Raw genomic sequence first — 22,060 nt, forward strand, 5'->3', positions numbered from 1 at the left:
ATATGGAATCGCGTTGTGTTTATCAATATTGGTATTGACAAATAATGGCGATTTCATAGGCTTATCCTAAAACTAATGATGGTTGTTCTTGTTGTACAAAACTTTCCAGCAGTTCTACCGCCAGATCATTACCGCCTGCATTGAGTAAACCGGACTGAACCTTTTTCGCTGCGTTTCTGTAGGCAGGATTTTCCAGCAATTCAAAAACGGTTTCACGAAGGGCTTCAACACGCAATCTCTTGTACCGGATGCTGATTCCGCAGCCTGCTTTTTCAATTAATTTGGCGATATGAAAATGATCGTAGGCAATAGGCGTAATGAGCATCGGTAATCCGTTGGTGAATGTATCATTAACGGTATTAAAACCTCCGTGACAGATCACCGCATCCATGTGAGGCATCAATGCAGATTGCGGGACAAAGCCGTTCACAATGAAATTAGAAGGCCATTCATCAAATATTTCCGGTGGAGTTGCCGCAATAATTGTTACGGGCTGATCTGCAAATGCCGCAATCACTTTTTCAAAAAAGGCTTTCCGGATGTCTACCAGCAAAGTGCCTAGTGATACAAATATTTTCGGTGTCGTGGATGCTTCCAGTTTTTCCCAGTCAAAAGGTGCAGGATTCGGACGTCCTTTTACCGGACCTACAAATCTCATATGCGCGGGAACGGTTTCAAAGTCTGCAAACGCCTGTGAAGTGAATACCAGATTCAACCGATGGGAATGGATAAAAATGCCTTCATCATTAATTCCTACTTCTTTTTGAAGATCTTTGATCAGGTTTTGCTGCCACTCGAATATTTTGGGTGCATGAGTTGCCGTATCGCCCATTACATCAGGCGGAACAGGCGTAGTTGTTACACACGGAATATTGTGTTTGTGGGCAAAAAGCGCTCCACCGAAAGTGATACAGTCATTCACCAGAACATCTGGCTTCCAGCTTTCCATCAAACGTTCCAGCCCGGGCATCATCATCTTGGCAAAGGGAACATAGGTTTCTTCCAGCGCCAGTTTCATGACTTCAGGTCCTGAACAGGCCGGCCCGTCATCCTGTCTCTTTAAAATACGCTGAATATCCTCCTGAAACGGACTCAGATCTTCTTCAGGATAAAAATAGCTTCCTCCTTCCGGAATATGTTTGCTGTCTAACGGAGTAATTCCAAACCACTTTACTTCGTGTCCGCGGGCGATCAGGCTGGCTCCCACACTTAATGTAGGGCTGATATGTCCAAAAAACGGCGGAATCACAAATAAAAATTTAGATCCGGGCTGCAGCTTTTCAGCAGCAGGGATTAATGCTTTTTCAAGCAGATTGGCTGCAGTAGCTGTGCCTCCTGCTTTGGTGAAAGATTCACGAACCGTTTCAGCAGCTTCCTTATATTCCGGATTTTTTAAAATCTTTTGAACAGCTTCGTTCAGGTGATGAGATTTAAATCTGTTAAAATTAAGACGTTCTCCTGCTCCGGTACGTACAACACGACCTGCGACATGAGACTGATCATACGCAATAGGAATCACAACCAGCGGAAGACCATTGGAAAGGGCTTCAGAAACGGTATTGTGACCGCCGTGGCAAACGACTCCATCCAGATGAGGCAGCAGATCCAGTTGGGGAACCTGATTATAGACCATAAAGTTTTCCGGCCAGCGGTCAAAAAGCTGCGGATCCGAAACCAATACAACGGTCAGGTCTTCATCTTTAAAGGCATCAACCACTTTTTGGAAGAAAGCTTTTTTGTGATCATGATCGAAGGTCGTTCCAATGCTTACCAGGATCTTTTTGTTGGTATTACTGTTGAATCTGTTCCAATCAAAATCACAGGAGATCCTGCGTTCCGTAAGAACAGGGCCCGTGAACTGATAATTTTCCGGCAGATGCATTTCGCCAAAGAAATATTTTGAGGTTAAAACAAGGGTTAACAGATCAGAAGATGCTAATGAACGGTTTTCCGTTACCCCCAGTTCTTTCTGCAGTTCAATGATTTTACTGACTTCCCATTCGTGTACTTTAGGCAGTTCCTCCATCATTTTAATAGCGGCCGGAGCGGTAACGGATGTGCTGTAGGGAAGATTCAGTTTTTTGGCGGCAATAGCAGCAGCAAACAGCTGATGATCTCCAATCACCATATCGGGTTGATAGTGTTCCAGCAGGGTAACAATTCCATTGTAGCAATGTCTGTTTAAAGGAATCAATACATCATCGTACAAAAACTTGATACTGTCGATGCCGTAGACTACTTTTTTGGAAATAATATCGAGGTAACCTTCACTTTCTCTTTTTTCCTCGTCGGTCTGATCATATTGAATGAGCAACAATTCTCCCCCGACAGGAAGTTTTGTACTTAAATTTTTGTCAAGACTGATCCAGGCCACTTCATGCCCTCTCTGCAGCAATTCTGCACCGATGCTTAAGGTTGGATTGACATGGCCTGTCAATGGCGGAATAACAAATACAAATTTAGCCATGATTTTGTGTTACTGTTTTAGTTAATGATTGAGATAAAAAATGAACCATCGCTTCTGCGATCTGCACGGGTTCCTGTATCGGGACATTGTGATCGCCCGGAATAAGTTCCAGTTCAGACGGAATAATCTGCGTTTTCAGCCATTCCCCTGTAGGTTTACAGTTCGATTCAGATCCGTAAAGCAATAATGTGGGAATATCCAGTTCCGACAAGTTGGCTTCACCCAGAAAATATTTTTCCTTTATCATATCTGCTTTGATGCTTGTTTTTTCAAACAGGAATTCATACATACGGTGGTTTTTCTCCATCTGCCTTTTGCCCATCTGCACTTTGGTGGTGTCTGTAAAATTGGCGACGTAATGTTCGAGGAATTCTTTGCTGTATTCATCAATGATATTACGGGCTTTTTCATCCTGAGGATCCGGGGCTTCTATCACGACCAGCCGGCTGACACGATGCGGTGCTTTCAATGCTGTTTTCAAAGCGATAAGACCTCCGAAACTGTATCCGGCAAGATGTACTTTTTTAAGATTTAAAACATCCATCAGAGCCAATACATCGGATGACATACTTTCCAGGTCATAGCCGTCTGTAAAACGCTCGCTCATGCCATGGCTTTTCAAATCGTACATTACCACATGGAAATGTTTCGCAAGAACCGGGGCTATATTAAAATAATAGATGGAGAGGTTGCTGAACATCCCGTGGATAAGCACCACCGTGTGTTCAGCACCCTTATTGAGTTCCTGAATATGAACCTGTTTATGGTTTACATTGATTATTGGCATTCGTAGATATAATTGATGATCATACGGAGGTCCAGATTGATCAGTTCGTCTAAATCCATAGAAGACAACCATCCCGTGAAGTCAATCTGATCCCCGAAATGTGCTTTGATCTTCTCAGAAAAAGAAACAATTTCTATACTGTCCATTTCCAGGTCTTTCGTGAACGAACTGTCCGGAGTAATGTCCATTTCCTCTACAAATTCAGCGCCTATCACTTCGGTAATAAAGCCTTTTAAAAGCGTGAACAATTCCTCGTGATTCAATTGTAATGTGTTGTTTATAGTGTCCATCCGATAATATAATTTTTATGTTTAATAGTTTTTATTTCAGTTTGGCTGATCCATAAATGATCTCCCTCAATATGGGTGATTTCAAAGGCTTTTGGGTTTCCTTTCAGTCCGGTTCCGAGAAACTTTCCGTACGCTTCTTTGGCTACCCAGAATTTGGTGGTCCATTCCGCCTGATCTCTGTCTTTTAATAAGGTCAATTCATGATCGGTAAATACCAGGTCATAAAATCCGGAGCTTCGTTCTTCCATGATTTCCATGTCGATTCCCACCGGTCCGCCCTGACGTGCAATGCCGACCGCATCCTTTTCTTTATGAGCTAAAGAAATATGGATATCTTCGGTGACATCGCCTATCAGATAGGGTTTTCCGACTTCATCCTTCCCTATTTCAAAAGTGATCGGGAAACAAGGATGATTTTTCTTTTCACGAAGAAGATTCCGTACGGCATCTTTCACCGCTACACGGCTCACCATCCATTCTTTTCGTTTATTGGGAAACAATTGCTGATGGTATTGTTTTTCCGTCTGGTTGAAATATCTTTTGAGGATAAAATCCCATGAAGCCACTCTCGTATATGCCTGATGAAAGAAAAATACCTCAGGGGCTATCTTCTCCGAAAGACGGTTGTGCAAAGGCGACATAGAAACGTTCCAAAGTGGTTCATCAATTTCCAGCCGGCGGTTTTGCCAGCCTGTAATCGCGCACCATACTTTTCCGTCTCTTTTAAGGATGATATCTGCAATGGCAAATTCTTCATTAAGTTCGGTAAGGATGCAGGTACATTCAAAAAGGCCGTCCTGATCCTCCATCTCGCCGAAGAATTCGATATCTCTGATTTTCACGGGGAAAGCAATACGGTCTTTTGTCAAAGTAAGCTGCAGCCATAATCCGAATAGCTGTCCGGCATTATCAAGCAAAGATCCTTTTCCACCGTTTCCTTTGATTTTCCCAACAATTCCTTTCGTTCCCACTGCAGAAATCTCTGTAATTCCCTGATACAGTTCCCCATGAAACATGTGTTTGTCATAGATCTCCTCGGGGGTTCTTTCAATAGACAGAAGATCTCCGATCGATAGATTAAAGGCGGGTGCAGCAGGTGCAGAGGAAGCCAGTAAGACTTCTGCATTGGCAAAGTTCTCAATATCAAGATATGCATGGTTATTTGAACGCCATTCTCCTTTGACTGTTTTTTCAAAGGGCTTAGCCACATTCATCCATTGAAACACGCTCACATTCATAATTTTATGAACGCGGGTTCCGGGTATTTCAGCCTGTGCGATTTCTGCTAACTGCTCAAAAATCATGGTCATCGGGATCACAGGTTCCATATCAGAAACATTGTCCCATCCTTTTGGCTGTCTCAATAAACTGTGATCGATGAGATAAGGATGCGTCTCTAAAGTGACATAAAGAAGCTTCGAGAAATTCTTACTGATCGGTGCTCTGGAAACAGCAGGTCTTGGAACTGTAATTTCCGGACGGTTCTGAAACAGGGTCAATACTTCTTCCTGCATCCGGATCATATCGGTAATATTTTCCTGAAAAGCCTGAACAAGAGGATGCCCTGTTTTAGCTACTGTCGCTGAAACCATATTTTGTTTTGGCACCTCAAAAGAATGAGCCAGATTTCGAATTTCTTTAAAATCACGGATAATCGGTGAACCCAACTGCAACTTGATTCCCTTTCCTGATGATTTTTTGGAAAAGTTTTGTATTTCTAAAAAGTCTAATGCTCCCGTTTTACCTTCCACAAATAATGCAGCTACCACACGCTGCAGCTGAGCCAGTGCAGATCTTGTAGCTACGCTGGAAGCAATGGTACTGAATGCTTTTCCTTTTAAGGTATCATCAATAAACCCGATGAGTCCTCCGGTTCCTATCTGGATAAAAAATCTGGCTCCTTCTTCATACAGTTTATCGGTCAGTTCACGGAATCGGACCGGCTGAACCAAGTGCTCGGCGCTCAGTTTTCTGATGGCATCCTGATCTGCAGGATAAGGTTCCAAGGTCGTTGCAGACCACAAAGGAATCTTTGTCTGCTGAAACTCTGCCTTTTCCATTCCTGCTAAGATTACATCCAGTTTATCAGCGATAAACGGTGAGTGAAAACCGGATTGGAACGGCAGGATCTGATGAAAGATCTGTTTTGATTTTAACAATAGTACCAGCTCATCCAGAGCAGCATTACTGCCGCAAAGGATCACCTGATTGGGACAATTGTCATTGGAAATATAAAGATTGGGAATGGTATCGATAAAAGGCTTGACCGCATCAATCCCCGCTCCGACGGCTATGAATCTGGAATCTTTTAATTCAAAGGTTTCCGGATTCAGAACATCAATCAAAGCTTTAACAGAATTCACTTCTGCCAGTTCTGAGGAATATCCTGCCAGCCATTCTCCCAAGCTGTGTCCCGCGTTCATATCCGGAACAATCCCCAGTTTTTTCAGGGCGTTATCAAGGATGCTGCATTTGTTGAAAATTCCCAATGCATCGCTTAATAAACCTTCCCCTTCTGTTTCGATAGGTTCGGTTAATCCGAAATAACGGCTCACACTGTCTACTTCTCCTTTCGCAAGGCCATCCAAACCGGGAAACACGAAAGCAATTTTGCCCCCATCTTTCAGTAAGGGCGTGTTGGTGTACCAGATATCCTGTTTGTTACGCCATGGATTATCTTTAGCTGCAATTTTAATGGCTTTTTCTATTCTTTCAGGTGTCGGGTCGAATAAAGCAATTCTGTAATCCCCTTCTCCTACTCTGTTTTCGCTGTTCTTTAAAGCTGAAAGCAATTCTTCGTGTGTAGGTCTTGCCAATACTAAAACACGGTCTTTTTTCGGCATATCATAGCCTTCAAGAACGACGTGTGCATTGATCCCTCCAAATCCGAAGGCATTAACTGCCGCTACTTTTGGCAAGCCTGTTTTTGACCAGCTTTTCGGTTCCTGTACCGGAGCAAAGCGGGTCTGCTGCATATCTGCAATTGGATTTTCACAATATAATGTAGGCGGTAAAGTATCATGATGAAGCGCCAGACAGGTCTTGATTAAACCTGCGATCCCGGCAGCCGGCATGGCATGTCCGATATTGGATTTGACAGAACCGATTCCTGCAGCCTGCGTTGTTTCTTCTTTAGTAAAAAACTGAGCCAGGGTCTGAAGCTCTGTTTTGTCTCCAAGCGGTGTTCCTGTCCCGTGGGCTTCCAGATAACCGATCTGCTTTTCGTCCAGATCTGCATTGATCCAGGCCTGTTGTAAAGCTTTAAGCTGACCTTTAACAGATGGGCTCATCACGCTGGTTCCATTCCCATCGCTGCTTACTCCAACGCCTTTGATCACGGCATAGATTTTATCCTGATCACGGACAGCATCTTCCATTCGTTTTAACACGACAAAGCCACAGCCTTCGCCAATTAATAATCCGTCCGCATCTGTGCTGAACGGCTTGATCTGCTGTTGATGAGACAGGGCTCCCAATTGGGCAAAAATACTCCAGAAAGCAGCATTTTGTCCGGTATGCACACCTCCCGCGATGACCATATCACAACGGCCACGGTTCAGTTCCTGAACGGCATGATCTACTGCAATCAAAGCACTTGCACAGGCAGCATCTACTGTGAATGCGGCACCTCCCAGATTGAACCTGTTCGCTACTAAGGAAGCAACCAGATTAGGGATTAATCCCATGGCTGTATCTGCTGCAAACCGTCCTTTACGTTCCTGGAAAGCATGTTTCACCTTTTCGATATCTGCTGAAGATACCTGAGGTAATAATTCCTGAAGCAATGAGGAAATCTGTTCCCCGGTGCGTACAATTTCAATGGCGCGGGTGGCACCGGGGCCGGTATAGTTTCCTTTACCGATGATGATTCCGGCTTTTTCAAGAGACGTTCCCTTTTGAAATACACCGGCATCTTCCAGGGCTTTTTGCACCAGATCAAGGGTTAATAAATGATCCGGCTCGGTACCTTCTACTGCTAATGGAAGAATCCCAAAAGCCGTAGGATCAAATTCATAATCAGAGATAAATCCACCGCGTTTGCAGTAAAATCTGTCGACGGGATTGGTAGCATCACTGAAGTGTACAGGATCTATCCTGTCAGCAGGAGCCGATTGGGTAGAATCTACTTTATTGACAATATTCTGCCAAAAAATATGGGCATCCGGTGCCCCGGGAAAGACACAGGATAAGCCAATAACAGCAACATCTGTTTTTTTCATAGTCATCGTATACAGAGGTTTACCAGTTGTTTCCTGACATGATCAATACCTGACTTTCGGTTCCGTATTTAATTTCGTTAAGGAAAATTTCTTTTCCCTGATCCAATGGAATTAAAGAGATTCCACGGCGTTCGTATTCTGTTTCCAGTGTTGACGAGACCATTCCGGCTCCTTTCCACGGGCCCCAGTTGATGGAAATTACTTTTCCTTTTAATTTTTTATTTAAAGCTTTTGCATAATCATCCAGTACGGAGTTGGCCGCGGCATAATCAGTCTGGCCCTTGTTTCCGTATACTGATGCAATGCTTGAGAAAAGCACTACAAACTGACAGTCGGCACGCAGCTGTTCAGCCAGTACACGAAGCGGTTTTACTTTGGTATCAAAGACCCGTTCAAATGAGCTGGAGGTTTTCTGTCTGAACAGTTTATCTTCCAAAAGACCGGCTCCATGTATCACCCCGTCTAAACGGGAGTATTTATCGTAAATATTTTTGATCAGATCTGATAATCCTTCTTCGTCACAAAGATCCAAGGATTGATAGACTACTGTATTTCCCATCTGCTCCATATCACGGATGGTACGAAGAATCTGATTGTTTTTGAAAATTCTTACCGTTTCTTTTTCTATTTCAGCAGGAGAAGTGAATATTCCGGCTTTAATAAGATAACTTCTTATTTCTTCCTTTGTTTTCATGGCTTCCACTTCTTTTAATCCTGCCACATCTCTCGGATCTGCTGATCTTCCTACAAGAATATAGGTGCAAGGATACGCCCCGGACATATGTTTCACCAGTTCAGAAGTGATTCCCTGTCCGCCTCCAAGCACTAAAACTACAGATTCCTGGCCCAGTTGGATATGCGCTTCTTCAAAGCTTGTTGATAATGGAGAAGGGATGATATCTATTTTATGCCTTTGGTCGTGTTTGTAAACGACTTCAGAAGGTTTATCTGTGCTTAATATTTCTTTTAAAGTGATCTCTGTAATCTGATCAACTTCCTGTGGTGTGCCCAGGCTGATCAGTCTGCAGGATGTTTGTTCAAATTCTCTTGCCAGACTTTTGAAAAGTCCGGGATAGCCTTTATAATGACGCAAAAGGCGGGTATCGGTCAGTTCCTGAATATGCGCCGGAATATCTGAAATCAGATATACCCATTTCGCTTTGTCAAGATCCAGTTTCTTGATCTGATCCACATGATCAATGATGCTGTGCTTTACCGTTGATGAGAACAGATCCAGAATAATGAGTCCGTCAAAATCTTTAAGATCTTTTTCTGTATCCACCAATTCTGCGATAGCCCCGTGTTTTTCAAGAGCGTTTTTGATCGCCATTGTTTGCGGACTGTTGTCCTGAGTAATAGCAAAGCGTTTTCCTTTTATGATTTCTGTATTCTGTTCTGCAGAAACATTAGTTGGAGTTAGGCCAAAACGAAGGCGTGACAGTAAATTCTGCACCGGTTCAGCCTCAGTGTTTCCACTCATCTCGCTGATCCATGAGGCCAATCCTTTTAATGTTTTAATCGCCGCCAGTTTTTCCATCAGGTCATCAGCCTGGTCCATATCCCCTCCGAAACCGATTTTGGTTTTCAGGTCTCCGATAATTTCCATTCTTTTAATAGAGTCGATACTCAAATCTGCTTCAAGATCGAGATCCAATCCCAGCATTTCCTTCGGATAACCGGTTTTTTCACTGACGATAGTCAGAATTATATTTTGAAGTTCTTCAAGAGAGAATGCAGATTTGCTTTGCGGTTCTGAGGTTGCTGTGACTGCAGATTCGTTTTTTTCTGGAGCGGCTGTTGGAGTTCCTGTAAATTCTGTCAACCAGGAAACCAGACCGCTTAACGTTTTGATCGATGCTAATTTTTCCATGATCGTATCTTCATTAGCATGATCCGATGTAAGTGCACCCAGCTCACTGCGAAGCGTTCCGATGATTTCCACCCTTTTGATAGAGTCGATACTCAGATCAGCTTCCAGGTCCATTTCCATACCCAGCATTTCTTGAGGATATCCTGTTTTATCGCTGACAACCTGTAATAACAGGGTTTTGATATCTTTTACCGGAGTCTGTTTTACCGCAACAGCAACTGGCTTTTCTACATTGACCGGCTGTGCAGGAATCGTCACTAAACGGTCATTAGCAGGTGCCGGTACTGATGCAGCATAAACAGGAGCAGGGTTGATCTGTGGATTCTGTCCCAGGAAGGAAAGCATTACATCACGCTGTGCCTGGATCAGCTGATTCATGGTATTTAAATATTCATGCAGCATCCGTTCAGCAGCTGGCTGAGATTCGGCTACAGGGACTGGTTGGTTATTAGTAAAATTGTTCATTGGAATAGGATTTAATATCGGTAATGCACCATTAGCCGGCAGATTACCTGTAGTTGGATGTGCCGTCTGTCCGTTCACACGCCAGATGGCTGGGCTTTTCTTATACAATTCGGGCTGGTCTATCTGAATGAACCTGGCATTACGGCCATCGAAAAGTTTTTCAATGCTGAAGCTCCGGCCTGTTCCCAGATATTGCGCCAGCATGGAAAGAAGATGGCTTATTTTATTGCGGTTGCTGTCTTCTACATACAGGATCAGCTGATCTTTTTCAAGGCAGGATTTAGTCAATCCGGAAAGGACTTTTCCAGGGCCTACTTCGATGAATATTCGGGCTCCGTCTTCATACATCGCCTGAATTTCTTCTACGAATCTTACCGGCTGTACCAAATGGTCCGTTAATCTTTCTTTAATTTCTGAAGGAGCTGCCGGATAGGTTTCTGCAGTTGTATTCGACCAAACCGGAATCTGCATTTCGTTGAAAGGGACCTCTTTTAAAACCTCAGCATATATATCTTTGGATTTGGCCAGTAACGGACTGTGAAATGCACAGGCCACTTCTAATTTCTTAGCAGAAATACGCTCCTGTTTCAGGGTTTCCATTAATTTATTGATAGCCGGCGTGCTTCCTGCTACCACGCATTGGGTGGGCGCATTATAATTAACCGGATAACAGTCTTCTGTCCTGTCTAATACCGGCTGTAACTGTTCTCTTGTTGCACTTACTGCAATCATGGTTCCCGGATCGCCATTTTCTACTGAATCCAGAATAGCGTGAGCCCTCTGAATGCTTAAATCAACCAGCTTTTCTTCTTCAAAAACACCGGCAAAACATAAGGCAGGTAATTCACCATAGCTGTGGCCTGCCACCATATCGGGAACAATGTCCAGTGATTTCAGGAATTTAGCTAAAGCCAGGTCAACCATTCCTAAGATAGGCTGTGCCAGGCGGGTATCTTTAATGGTTTCTTTCTGTTGCTTTAAAGCAGCTTCATTAAACGTTGCCGAAGGAAAAACTACCTTCTCCAGTTCAGGATACCCTTCAATCAGGTTACGCATGGCCGGAAAAGCGACAAACAGATCGCGGGCCATATTGATTCTCTGACTGCCCTGTCCCGGGAAAAGGAAAGCTACTTTACCGTCGCGTCTATTCACTGTAAAAGTGTCTTTACTTTCGATGCCGGATAATGCGAGTTCGATGTTCATCATCAAATGTTCGGCGGTATCAGCAACAATGGTTAGCTGAATAGGTTTTTCTGAGCCGACAGCTAAGCTGTAAGCCATATCTTTTAAAGGGATATCACCGTTAACTTCTAATAAAGATTTGATTTGTCCCAATTGAATTTTAGCCTCTTCATAAGTATTTCCACGGAATACAAATAATTCTGACGGCCACGATAGCAGTACGGCAGAATCATCTTCTTTAGGATGGTTCGCAATGACGGTATGGAAATTGGTTCCACCGAATCCAAAAGCACTGATTCCTGCATAACGGTTCTTCTCACCCCACAATCCACTTTCTGCATAGAAAGCAAAAGGACTGGTTTGGGCATTATAATATGCATTAGGCTGCTGCAAATGAAGTGTCGGTGGTTTTACGCCATGATATACCGCCAGCGATGCTTTGATGAGTCCTGCCAATCCTGCTGCACATTTGGTATGTCCTATCTGCGTTTTTACAGAGCCTAAATGCGTCTGCCCGGGTATGGCTCCTGAACGGCTGAATAAATTCGTCAGCGCACTCAGTTCGGTTTTATCTCCTACTACAGTTCCGGTTCCGTGCGCTTCCACTAAGCCAACTGATGCAGGACTGATCCCTGCCTGGGAATATGCACGTTCTAAAGCCCGTACCTGTCCTATTTTTCTAGGTGCTGTAAGCCCCAGTGCTTTTCCGTCACTGGATCCTCCCACTCCCTTGATGACAGAATAAATACGGTCGCCATCGCGAACGGCATCTTCATATCTTTTTAACACAAGAATTGCAACGCCTTCTCCAAGGGCAATCCCGTCGGCTTCACTATCGAATGTGGCACATCTTCCTTTTCTGGAAAGCGCATGAGTACTGGAAAACATCAGATAATCATTGATCCCGTTATGTAAATCCGCTCCTCCGGCAAGCACCATATCGGATTTTCCCAATACAAGTTCCTGACAGGCCAGATCAATAGCTGCTAAAGAAGAAGCACAGGCCGCATCTACCGTGAAGTTTCTTCCTCCAAGATCCAGACGGTTCGTAATCCTACCTGCGATCACATTAGCCAAAATACCAGGAAATGAATCTTCTGTGGTATGCGGAAATGCCTGCTTCACTTCTTCATGAAGTTCTCCGAAAACCTGTTTATAGTATCCTCTGAAACTATAGCTGTTGGCGAGATCATTGCCGCCTTCAGCGCCTATAATGACAGAAATATTTTCTCTGTTGATCTGTTTTTCTCCATAGCCTGCATCTTCCATGGCACGTTTGGCAACCAGCAAGGTCAACAACTGTGTTGGCTCAATAGCAGCAAGGGATTGCGGGGGAATTCCGAATGCCAAAGGATCGAAATCTATTTTTGGAATAAATCCGCCCCATTTGGAGTGGGAAACATCGGGCCCGTCTGAATCCGGATGGTAGTAAAGTTCTTTATTCCAACGTTCATCAGGAACTTCTGTGACGCTGTCTCTTCCCAGGATGATGTTTCGCCAGTATTCTTCCAGGTTTTTAGCACCCGGGAAAATACATTCCATCCCGACAATCGCTATATCCAGGGGTCTTTCTTTTGATACCGGCTGTTCCGGCAAAGCAGCCTCTTCAATATATTTATAATTATCAATACTTACATTCTGATGAAGGGATGCCAGGGAAATTACGCGGTTTTGCATCGTGGCTACCTGACCGATCATGTACATTCCAAGATCAAGCTGTTCATTTTTAGGAACATTTACCAGTTTGTCTCCCTGACGATCGATTCCTTTTGCAGCAATCCTGAGTCGCCCCACATTTAATTTTTCAAGTTTTTCCCAAACTTCTTTTTTATCCATTCCGGCTGAAAGAAGTTTGATCTTTTCGGTACTGAAATGTTTCGCAAAGGCCGTATTTAAGCAACGGGTCTCGTGTCCCGGTGCTGTTTCCAGTAAAACTGTATCTTTTGCCTGCATGGCCTGTACCTGAAATTCTTGCTGAATAGCTCCGGTACGTACGGCTTCTTCCGTATACAGATAAGCTGTTCCGATCAATACGCCCACCTTTACGCCTCTGGCGGCTAACGGAGCTGCCATGATAGAGACGAATGCTGTTGAAAATGCATTATGAATTCCACCTGCAAAAAATACACTGATCTTTTCCGGATGTTCTTCTTTTAAAATACGTTCAATCTGTTTTTCCCAAAGAACCATACTTGAGAGCGGACCTACATGGCCACCGCACTCACGACCCTCAAAGATAAAGTTAGTGGCTCCTTCTTTCAGGAAAATATCTAACAGCGCAGGGGAAGGTACATGCAAAAAGGTTGTTATACCCGCCTTTTCAAATACCTTAGCCTGGGCAGGTCTTCCTCCGGCAATAAGAACGACGGAAGGTTTAGCTTCCAGAATATAGGAAGTCTGTTCTTCTCTCAATTCCTGAGGGGCAAATCCAAGGATCCCTACGCCCCAGGTTTTTTCACCAGCCAGTTTTTTGGTTTCCATCACCAAAGCTTTTGCCTGTGCACCTTTCAATAATGATAAAGCAACAAAAGGCAAAGCTCCGGCGTCTGCTACTGCATTGGCAAATAACGGAACATCACTGACACGGGTCATGGGTCCCTGAGCAATAGGATAACGTAAGCCAAGCTGTTGAGCCATTATGTTATTCTCGCTAATCACTTTAAGGGCTTTTGCCTGTTTCAGATGGCCGTACATTGATTCTCTGAACCCAAAAACCATTCTTTTCAGGTTTTTGAAATCTTCATACAGATCTGTGGCCAACGAGATGTCCTGGCCCATAGGAATGTAATTTTCATTCAAATCAAGGCCGGTGAAATATTCTCTAAGCTCTTCAGCAGTAATATTTTCTTTTAGCGCAGGGGAATTTGGCCTCACCAATACTCTATGATTAGCGATTATTTTGGTTTCGGTACCGTTCAGTTTTGAACTAAGATCTTTGATTTCCAGCGGTAAAGAACTCTCCGGGAACAGGGCAAGCTGACTATCCAGCACAACACCGGCTGCTCCTAATGCTTTCGCAGCAGCAGCTGTATGAATCCCTACTCCTCCATGCATCCAAACAGGAATAGAATTAATTTCTTTGATGATGCGCTGAAATAATACAAATGTAGACTCATACCCTACCAGTCCGCCTGCTTCATTTCCTTTTATAATGATGCCTTCGGCTCCTGACTGTTCGGCCAGTCTGGCTTCATCTAAACTGGTAACCTGATAAATAACAGGCAGATCCGGTATAATGTTCATTAAAACACCGGACGGCAGGATAGCTAACCTGACTTTTTCGGGGATCTGAAGGGAAATAAATTTGTCGTTCGGCAGATAGATCCCATAAGAAGGTATATCTGTCTGGTTCATTTGATTCAGCGCTTCCTGAGCGGCTTTTGAATCGTGTCCTAAGCTTAGAACGGGAAACGCACCTGCCTCGTGCAATTTCAGCATAAGATTAACATCCGGCTTTTCAAAAGGCGTTACACCAATAATGGTTAAGTTTTTCATTGCATTCATGGTATTGAGATAATAACTGGGAATTTATATAACAAAACTCGCAACCTTTCGGTATAAAGAGCATTTATCAATTATTAGGGAATAAAAATAATGAATTTATATTATATTTCTAACCATAAATAAACTTTAATAATAAATTATTAATAAAAAATTATTATTAATTTAAATACCATTAAAAAATACAGATTATATTTTTATTATCAAAAAAACTACGGTACAGTCTATTCGGCTCAATTATAAACATTTATAATTGATAATTTAAAGCAAATATAGAAATAAAAAATAAAATAAATCAATAATAAGAGAATTATTTCTTTTATATTACAAAATCATAATACATGAAAAAAGCCTATAAAATCAACAAAAAACAGTTCCGTTCATTTATTAAAACTGATTGAAAAATTGAAAATGAAAAATAATTATTGATAAAATTTCAAGTGATTTATCATCAAAAAAACAGTCTTCGAAGAAATTAATTCAATGAAAATAAACAGGTTAGATCAATATCAGTTATTTTCTAAATTGTATGTTGGCAATTTCTTTTCTGAATTTCCATGATTCTCCGTTTTACTGATGCCTTGAAATTTTCAAATCACCGATGCGATTCAAAGGGTTTTAGTTTACTGTATTTTATCATTGGGTTCATCCATGATTAACAACTACCCAGGCATAGCAGCTGCCCTGAAATTTAAACTTAAGTATTAAATTTGAATTTTAACATCCTGAAACCATTCGAGTGGTATGGCTCAAAGAAATTGGTTTTAATATAAACGTAAGAATCAGCTTTAAAATAAACTAAGATCATACTGTTTCACCAGGTCTAAAATCATATGGTAACCGGCTGAGGAGTTCCCATGCTGATCTAAAGCGGGACTGAAAACACCGATTCCCATTTTCCCGGGAACACTTACCGTAATTCCGCCTCCAACACCGGATTTGCTTGGCAAACCTACGGTTCTGGCATATTCTCCACTGAATTCGTACATTCCGGCAATAAGCATTTGTGACTGTATCAATCTTGCCAACTCTTCATTTTTATAGGTAGAATCCCCATCAAACCGAACGCACTGATTGGCAAAAAAATAACCGATTTTAGCTAAATCTTCAGCTGTCAGTTCAATAGAGCACTGTTTGAAATAATTATCCAGCTGATCTTCATTTCCCGGGATCAGTCCGTTGTTTTTCATCAGGTAAAACATGCCACGGTTACGGTGTCCTGTAGATTTTTCGGATTGGTAAACAGATGTATTGTAGTCGATTGTATTATTTTTGGTGATATACCGTACCAAATCCAGAATTTTAAAAAATGGTTTTTCACCTTCTCCAGAAATTAATGAAGTGGTAAGAATCGCTCCTGCATTCATCATCGGATTCAATGGTTTGCCTGTGGTCTCAAGATTAGAAAAATGGTTGAAAGGCTTATCGGTTCCGAAATAGCCCATTTTATTAAAGACATCTGCTTCGCCTTTTTCATTGACAGCGATCATCAGTGCAATGATTTTGGAAATACTCTGCATGGTAAATTTCTTATGAACATCGCCGGCATTAAACACTTTTCCATTTTTTTGCACTACTGAAAAAGCAATTGCTTTGGCATCCATTTTTCCCAGCTCAGGAATGTAATCAGCCACTTTTCCCTCTGTATAATAGGTTCTGTTTTTTTCCAGGATGCTGCTTAAGGTTTTTTCCGAAATCGCAGAAATATTTGCTGTTTTCTGGGCATACATTACCGTATTTAAGGAAAGAAAAGCTGCAAGACAGATTGCTTTTGCAGGAAGCAAGAAACTATTATTGTTCATAAAGGTATTTTCGGCCAACAACTTATCATCAGCATGAAAACAAAGATAAAGTATTTCCTGCTCTGCCAGCAAATCTACCGGAAAATATCAGTTCACAGCTTTTCTCCTGTGCTAAGTATTTCTACCCAAAGCCGTAATTGGTCATTTGTACTCTAAAACAGCTGTATTCTTCTTTGTTACTTTGGAATACAGAACAATTAATAAAAAATAACAACAAATAATTCAATATGGAAACTACAAACACAAGCTTCAATGCCAACTCTTCCGGCCAGCTTCAATTGGGTGAAGGTGCACAATTCTGGGTCTATCTTTCACCTCAGAACAATACCGCTAAAATGATTTCTACGTGGCGTGTCACATTTTCACAGGGTAACTGGAGTGATTCGGTTTCAAGCGACAATCCGACAAAACAAATCCAGACTCCCAATCTTTCAGGTATTTTTGAGATTAAAGTAGAATTATTAAGCGGTTCTACGGGTACATGGCGCCAAATTCCGCCTCAGGCAGGAAGTTACAATGAAATAGGCTGTAATTCGAACTGCGCTTCCATGGTAGGTATTGTTGCTGACAGTACCAATCCGGCTCCAGGAGCTATAAATGCTCATTTCTGGACAACATGGGATGCCATGTGTAAAGCAGGATAAACAATCATCTCATGACATTATGCTTTCAGCTATTCATTAAAGAATGCATAATGTGAATTTGAGTAAGAAAATGAGTAGTATGACCGCTGAATTAAGAGATCGGAAGTTACAGTTGTTATCCTTGTCAAGATGCTCTGCATAATAACTTCAGTCTTCCAACTTCCCTGCAACATTAGAAATGCTTTATCCGAATTCAGATTAATAAAAAACAGCAGCCGCCTCAATAATGGGACGGCAGCTGTTTTTCATAGGAAACGTTATTATCTAACAAAAGTCAAGTGCATTGGCAAACGGTTACAGGAACTTTGTGTCATCAAAATAAGCCATTATGATACAGAAAAATCTGGCCTTAGTTTCCGGGGCCAACGGACATTTAGGAAATAACCTGGTAAGATTCCTTATTAAAAAAGGAGTTCCTGTAAGAGCCAGTGTACGAAATATTAAAAATAAAGCACCGTTTACAGGTTTGGACTGTGAGGTGGTACAGGCAGACATCACCGACAAATCATCTTTTATAAAAGCTTTACAGGGTGTGGAAACGTTCTATGCAGTGGGAGCATCCTTCAAGCTGTGGGCACAGGATCCTAAAACAGAAATTTATGATGTGAATATTCAGGGAACAAAAAACACTATTGAAGCCGCAGCTGAAGCAGGGGTAAAACGTATTGTTTATGTAAGTTCTATAGCAGCATTAGATTATACAAAACTCCCTACCAAAGAAAGCAACGGCTACAATCCTGACCGCAGGGACATGTATTACAATTCTAAAAATGACGGTGAAAAGCTGGCCTTTGAACTGGCCAGAAAGCTGGGAATAGAAATAGTATCCGTGATGCCTTCAGCAATGATCGGAAGTGAAGCTTTTTTACCACTGAATGTTTCTTATGGAGTTTTAAAGCTCATTCTCAACAAAGAAATTCCGGTAGATACTAAAATCACCCTGAACTGGATAGATGTAAAAGATGTAGCGGAAGGCTGCTATCTGGCTGCACAGAACGGCCGGAACGGAGAGCGCTACATTCTTGCCAATGAGAAGTGCATGACCATTACTGACACTACTATCCTGGCCAATACCTTATTTCCTGAGCTGAAGATCAAAATACCAGGCTCGGTACCTAAGTCTATTTTATTTATTATTGCCGGAATCATGGAGCTTACTGCTAAGCTCCAGAAAAGACCGCCTGTTCTGACCCGTAAAGATATTGCTATGTTTTCGGGTTTACAGCAAAATTTCGACATCACAAAAGCAAGAAAAGAATTGGGATTCAACCCCAAAAGTCCTGAAGAGGCAGTGAAAGAGGCATTACTTTATTTAATGGAACATAAAGAGCTGTTGAAATAGTTATTGTAAATTTGAATACATAATCACTGTAAGGTATGATGCAGCAAAAATTAATTGATTTTATCCAATCCGGACATCCTCTTTCCCAGATGGATAAGGAATTGATTTTCCAATATTTTGAACCGGTACTTTTTCCAAAAAACCGTATTATTGAAGAAGCGGGAAAAGTACCGGAATACCTTTATTATATTATATCAGGTTATTTACGTCTGTTCCATTATAACGAAAATGGGGATGAAGTGACCACGCATATCAACTGTCCTCCGGGATTTTTCACTTCTTATTTTAATTTCATATATACGACAAAATCTAATGAAAATGTTGAATGCATCACCGAATGTGAGCTCCTGAGAATCACTAAGACGGATCTCAATTCTCTAACTTCAAAAAGTGAAGCTATGAAAAATTTCAGCATAGAAGTTTTCCAAAAATCTATTGTTTATAATGAAACCCGGTCCAATGAGCTTGCTACTCTTTCCGGAGAAAAACGTTACAGGAAGCTTATTGAAAATTATCCGGGAATCCTGCATAATGTTCCTATTACCTATATTGCTTCTTTTCTGGGGATGAAGCCGGAAAGCCTGAGCCGTATCCGCCGGAAACTGATGTAAAAAAGTAATTCCAAGAATAAAAACCCAAATAATATCTGATATTGATCTTCATTATCTTCCCGCCTAATCCTTATTTTTGCAGAGCATTAAACAACTTCTTATGAATTTAAAATTTTCTGACCACAAACACATTGGAGTCGTTTCTTCTTTTTCTGAACTTATAAGCACCAATTTTCAGGGAGCAATGAATGCAGTTTGCTGGCACAGAAATTTAACCGGAGATTTTAATGAAATTGTGTCTAAACTTCAATTAAAGGAGAACATTACAGAAGTTTCCGTTGAAGACCTTATGGCACTGCAACTATCGGAAGAAGGGAATGCTGCAAGGGAAATTATCTTAAGTGATGTACGGCAATTAACTGATTTCGGAGCCTCCCCTTCACTCAATTTACTCAAAAGTTACGAGCGGGATGAGGAGTTCGATTTCATTTCAACAGATGTATATTCGTATCATGTGGACCGTTCGCCTGTTGGCACCCAGACTTTTTTATGTACCTACCATGGTGCCGCAAGTGATATCTTACCCAATGATCAGGCTACACAAAAGATCCTGATTCCTGAAATCCGGGAAAAGCTTAAAGAATTACACGACGGTCCGGCAGCAGAATTTGACATGTTCCTGAAAGACTGTTTCTTCGATCTGCATTATCAGCCGAAACCCAATGCCCAGCCCATCAATCTAGGATCAGGACATCTCTGGAAACTGGCCGTAGATCATCCGGGTCAGCAAGTCCTGCCGTGTGTTCACAGGGCTCCTGTGGAAAATGAGGGGGAATGGAGGCTGCTTTTGATTTGCTAAAATGAGGGTTGGTATTTGTCAGCCTACTTGCCAATACAGAATTTGTAAAATCTTATAATCAGATATTTATCACCATTAAGGGAAAAATAAGAGATAGATACAAACCACCAACAATATTTATTACAAAGTTATGAATATTATAAAACTAGCAAAAAATAATTAAACAACTCCTGTGTTTTTCTTTATAGCTTTTAATTTTGAAAGCATCTTTTATGGATAGTTTTATCAAATAAAGGTTTTTTTATTCATAAGTGTCATCGTATTTAACACGTTAATATTCTTCTTCGTAATATCGTCGATAAGAATTGCACATATCATTTGTTTCCAAAGTAACCGGACCAGATCATTATCTCTATGACAGTGCTTCCATCCTATAAGAGAAAAACAACGGATTTTACGGAGTATCAATAGTATTAATTGAAAACAAGCGCTGCCGTATAGCAACGCTTATGTCATTTTGTGTTATTAGAATATACGCCTGTTGTGCTAATGAATTAATGATTTATTTTAATCAACATTCTTAACTATCTAGTTAATGAGGGTTTAATTAAATCTTATTTTCCCATTTTTTTTACCTGGGCCTCAAGTTCCTCATACTCTTTCTCTAGTTCCTGCACAGATTTTATGAGCACCGGAATCAGCTTGCTGTAATCTACCTGCCATGGTCTGGCTTTTTCGTCGTCTCCGCCTGGAGTAACAGCCTGTGGATATATTTTATAAAGTTCCTGCGCTAAAACTCCGGTTGATAATATCTTTTTTTCATCTGCTTTGTAATTGTAATCGTATATCCCTATTTTTTTTAATGTTGATAAACCAAATTGAGAAGGACGAATATTTTCCTTAAGACGCATATCCGAAGTGGTACCATAAGCTACCCCTGTGGCAGAATGTATAATAGAACCAATCCCGGCTCCGTCAATACCAAAAATGATCATTGACCCGTCTGTCGAACCCACAGACTTGCTTATGTGCAGAGGTGCGCCTGTACCGGAACGCTGTATTCCAACCCAGGCATCTCCACTGGCAGTAGTAAAAGCCTCAAAGCCAGTAAAATTAGAAGTCCCGTTCCATACTGCTCCGGTTTGGGTTCCGGTTCCGGCCAAAGCCTTGATATTTCCTCTTACATCCAAACGTGCCTGCGGATTGGCTGTATTAAGACCCACAAAACCTGTATTGCCTAGCGCCGCCGAGATTACAAAAGTATCATTGAACAAAGTAGCATTGGCATCTGAAACCTGTAAACGTATATCAGTACCTTGATTTCCTCTTAGGAAGGCATATTTATTTCCAGCTACGGAATATCCGAGAATTGCCCGGCCTCCGTTGACAATAATACTTGCCTCTTTATTAAAATCTGATCCGCCCATTGGATCAAATCTGGCAACAATATTAGGAGCTGATGGCTGAGAAATATCTGCGTCGGCCTGTACATGAAGCATATTGAGAGGATTGCTGGTTCCTATACCCGTTCTTCCCTCAATGATCAATCCATCCGCAGGTGCCGGAATATTTGAATAACTGCTGCCAACAGAGGCATTTCCATTCACGGTTAGAGTGTTAACAGGCGTTGTTGTATTAATTCCTACATTACCTGCCTGGGCGAAGGTTATTTTCAGTCCTGCCAGTAAAGCGATAAAGAAAAGGTTATTTTTCATTATTATTAAATTTAAAATAAAAAGTGATCATGTCTTACTACTTTATGGTAGCCTTGATTAGTTGGTTTTATTTCGCAATTCTGCAATTCTTGTTTTGAGCAGTTTATTTCTTATTTCCAGGTCTTGAATTGATTTTATAAGAATCGGAACAAGCTTACTGTAATCTACCTGCCAGGGTTGCGATTTTTCATTTTCTCCACCGGGAGTTACTGCCATAGGATAAACCTTATAGAGTTCTTGCGCCAGGACGCCGGTTGACAACGCTTTCTTTTCGTCTGCCTTATAATTGTAATCGTATATTGAACTTGCAACTATTTTTGAGACAAAATTTATATACTCTTTATGCTACATTTTTAGATAGATTAGACATTAAATTTTGATACTCTTTTATGGTTAAATTCCCTAAAGCCGAATGCCTTCTCTGA

Annotated in this window: 12 protein-coding genes; 4 read left to right on the forward strand and 8 right to left on the reverse strand. The window is 41.6% G+C overall.

Annotated features, from left to right (window positions below; translation table 11 throughout):
• Positions 1-61: 61 nt before the first annotated feature.
• The 6 genes from J4Q03_RS14025 to glsA all read right to left on the reverse strand — a co-directional run bounded on the left by J4Q03_RS14025 (position 62) and on the right by glsA (position 16,584).
• Entirely contained in the window at positions 62-2,467 is a 2,406-nt protein-coding gene (locus tag J4Q03_RS14025) for a glycosyltransferase (RefSeq protein ID WP_426048760.1), read from the reverse strand.
• Complete coding sequence (locus J4Q03_RS14030) at positions 2,460-3,254, reverse strand: alpha/beta fold hydrolase (protein ID WP_426048761.1); 795 nt, start codon at positions 3,252-3,254, stop codon at positions 2,460-2,462. The genes J4Q03_RS14025 and J4Q03_RS14030 overlap by 8 nt, the downstream gene beginning before the upstream one ends.
• Positions 3,245-3,544, reverse strand: a complete 300-nt coding sequence (locus tag J4Q03_RS14035) for an acyl carrier protein (protein WP_260543597.1) — start codon at positions 3,542-3,544, stop codon at positions 3,245-3,247. Before J4Q03_RS14035 ends, J4Q03_RS14030 begins: the two co-directional genes overlap by 10 nt.
• Positions 3,532-7,764 carry a beta-ketoacyl synthase N-terminal-like domain-containing protein gene (locus J4Q03_RS14040; protein ID WP_426048762.1) on the reverse strand — a complete coding sequence of 1,411 codons (4,233 nt, stop codon included), beginning with the start codon at positions 7,762-7,764 and terminating at the stop codon, positions 3,532-3,534. The genes J4Q03_RS14035 and J4Q03_RS14040 overlap by 13 nt, the downstream gene beginning before the upstream one ends.
• A 19-nt stretch (positions 7,765-7,783) precedes the next feature.
• Positions 7,784-14,776, reverse strand: coding sequence for an SDR family NAD(P)-dependent oxidoreductase (locus J4Q03_RS14045; RefSeq protein WP_426048763.1), 6,993 nt, complete (start codon positions 14,774-14,776; stop codon positions 7,784-7,786).
• 794 nt (positions 14,777-15,570) lie between these two features.
• Positions 15,571-16,584: a glutaminase A gene (gene glsA / locus J4Q03_RS14050; protein ID WP_426048764.1), complete on the reverse strand. Its 1,014-nt coding sequence runs from the start codon at positions 16,582-16,584 to the stop codon at positions 15,571-15,573.
• Between the two features lie 227 nt (positions 16,585-16,811).
• Here glsA and J4Q03_RS14055 point away from each other — a divergent pair, with 227 nt between their 5' ends.
• The 4 genes from J4Q03_RS14055 to J4Q03_RS14070 all read left to right on the forward strand — a co-directional run bounded on the left by J4Q03_RS14055 (position 16,812) and on the right by J4Q03_RS14070 (position 19,980).
• Positions 16,812-17,228 carry a hypothetical protein gene (locus J4Q03_RS14055; RefSeq protein WP_426048765.1) on the forward strand — a complete coding sequence of 139 codons (417 nt, stop codon included), beginning with the start codon at positions 16,812-16,814 and terminating at the stop codon, positions 17,226-17,228.
• A gap of 328 nt (positions 17,229-17,556) precedes the next feature.
• Positions 17,557-18,570 carry an NAD-dependent epimerase/dehydratase family protein gene (locus J4Q03_RS14060; RefSeq protein ID WP_426048766.1) on the forward strand — a complete coding sequence of 338 codons (1,014 nt, stop codon included), beginning with the start codon at positions 17,557-17,559 and terminating at the stop codon, positions 18,568-18,570.
• A gap of 35 nt (positions 18,571-18,605) precedes the next feature.
• On the forward strand, positions 18,606-19,181 hold the full coding sequence (locus J4Q03_RS14065) for a Crp/Fnr family transcriptional regulator (RefSeq protein ID WP_426048767.1): 576 nt from the start codon (positions 18,606-18,608) through the stop codon (positions 19,179-19,181).
• A gap of 100 nt (positions 19,182-19,281) precedes the next feature.
• Positions 19,282-19,980 (forward strand): DUF1826 domain-containing protein, encoded by a 699-nt coding sequence (locus tag J4Q03_RS14070; protein ID WP_426048768.1) that lies wholly within the window; start codon positions 19,282-19,284, stop codon positions 19,978-19,980.
• A gap of 554 nt (positions 19,981-20,534) precedes the next feature.
• Here J4Q03_RS14070 and J4Q03_RS14075 read toward each other — a convergent pair.
• Positions 20,535-21,635: a tail fiber domain-containing protein gene (locus J4Q03_RS14075; protein WP_426048769.1), complete on the reverse strand. Its 1,101-nt coding sequence runs from the start codon at positions 21,633-21,635 to the stop codon at positions 20,535-20,537.
• A gap of 57 nt (positions 21,636-21,692) precedes the next feature.
• Positions 21,693-21,968 carry a tail fiber domain-containing protein gene (locus tag J4Q03_RS14080; RefSeq protein ID WP_426048770.1) on the reverse strand — a complete coding sequence of 92 codons (276 nt, stop codon included), beginning with the start codon at positions 21,966-21,968 and terminating at the stop codon, positions 21,693-21,695.
• Positions 21,969-22,060: the final 92 nt, after the last annotated feature.

This window comes from Chryseobacterium sp. NFX27 (genome assembly GCF_049887855.1).
GTDB lineage: Bacteria > Bacteroidota > Bacteroidia > Flavobacteriales > Weeksellaceae > Chryseobacterium.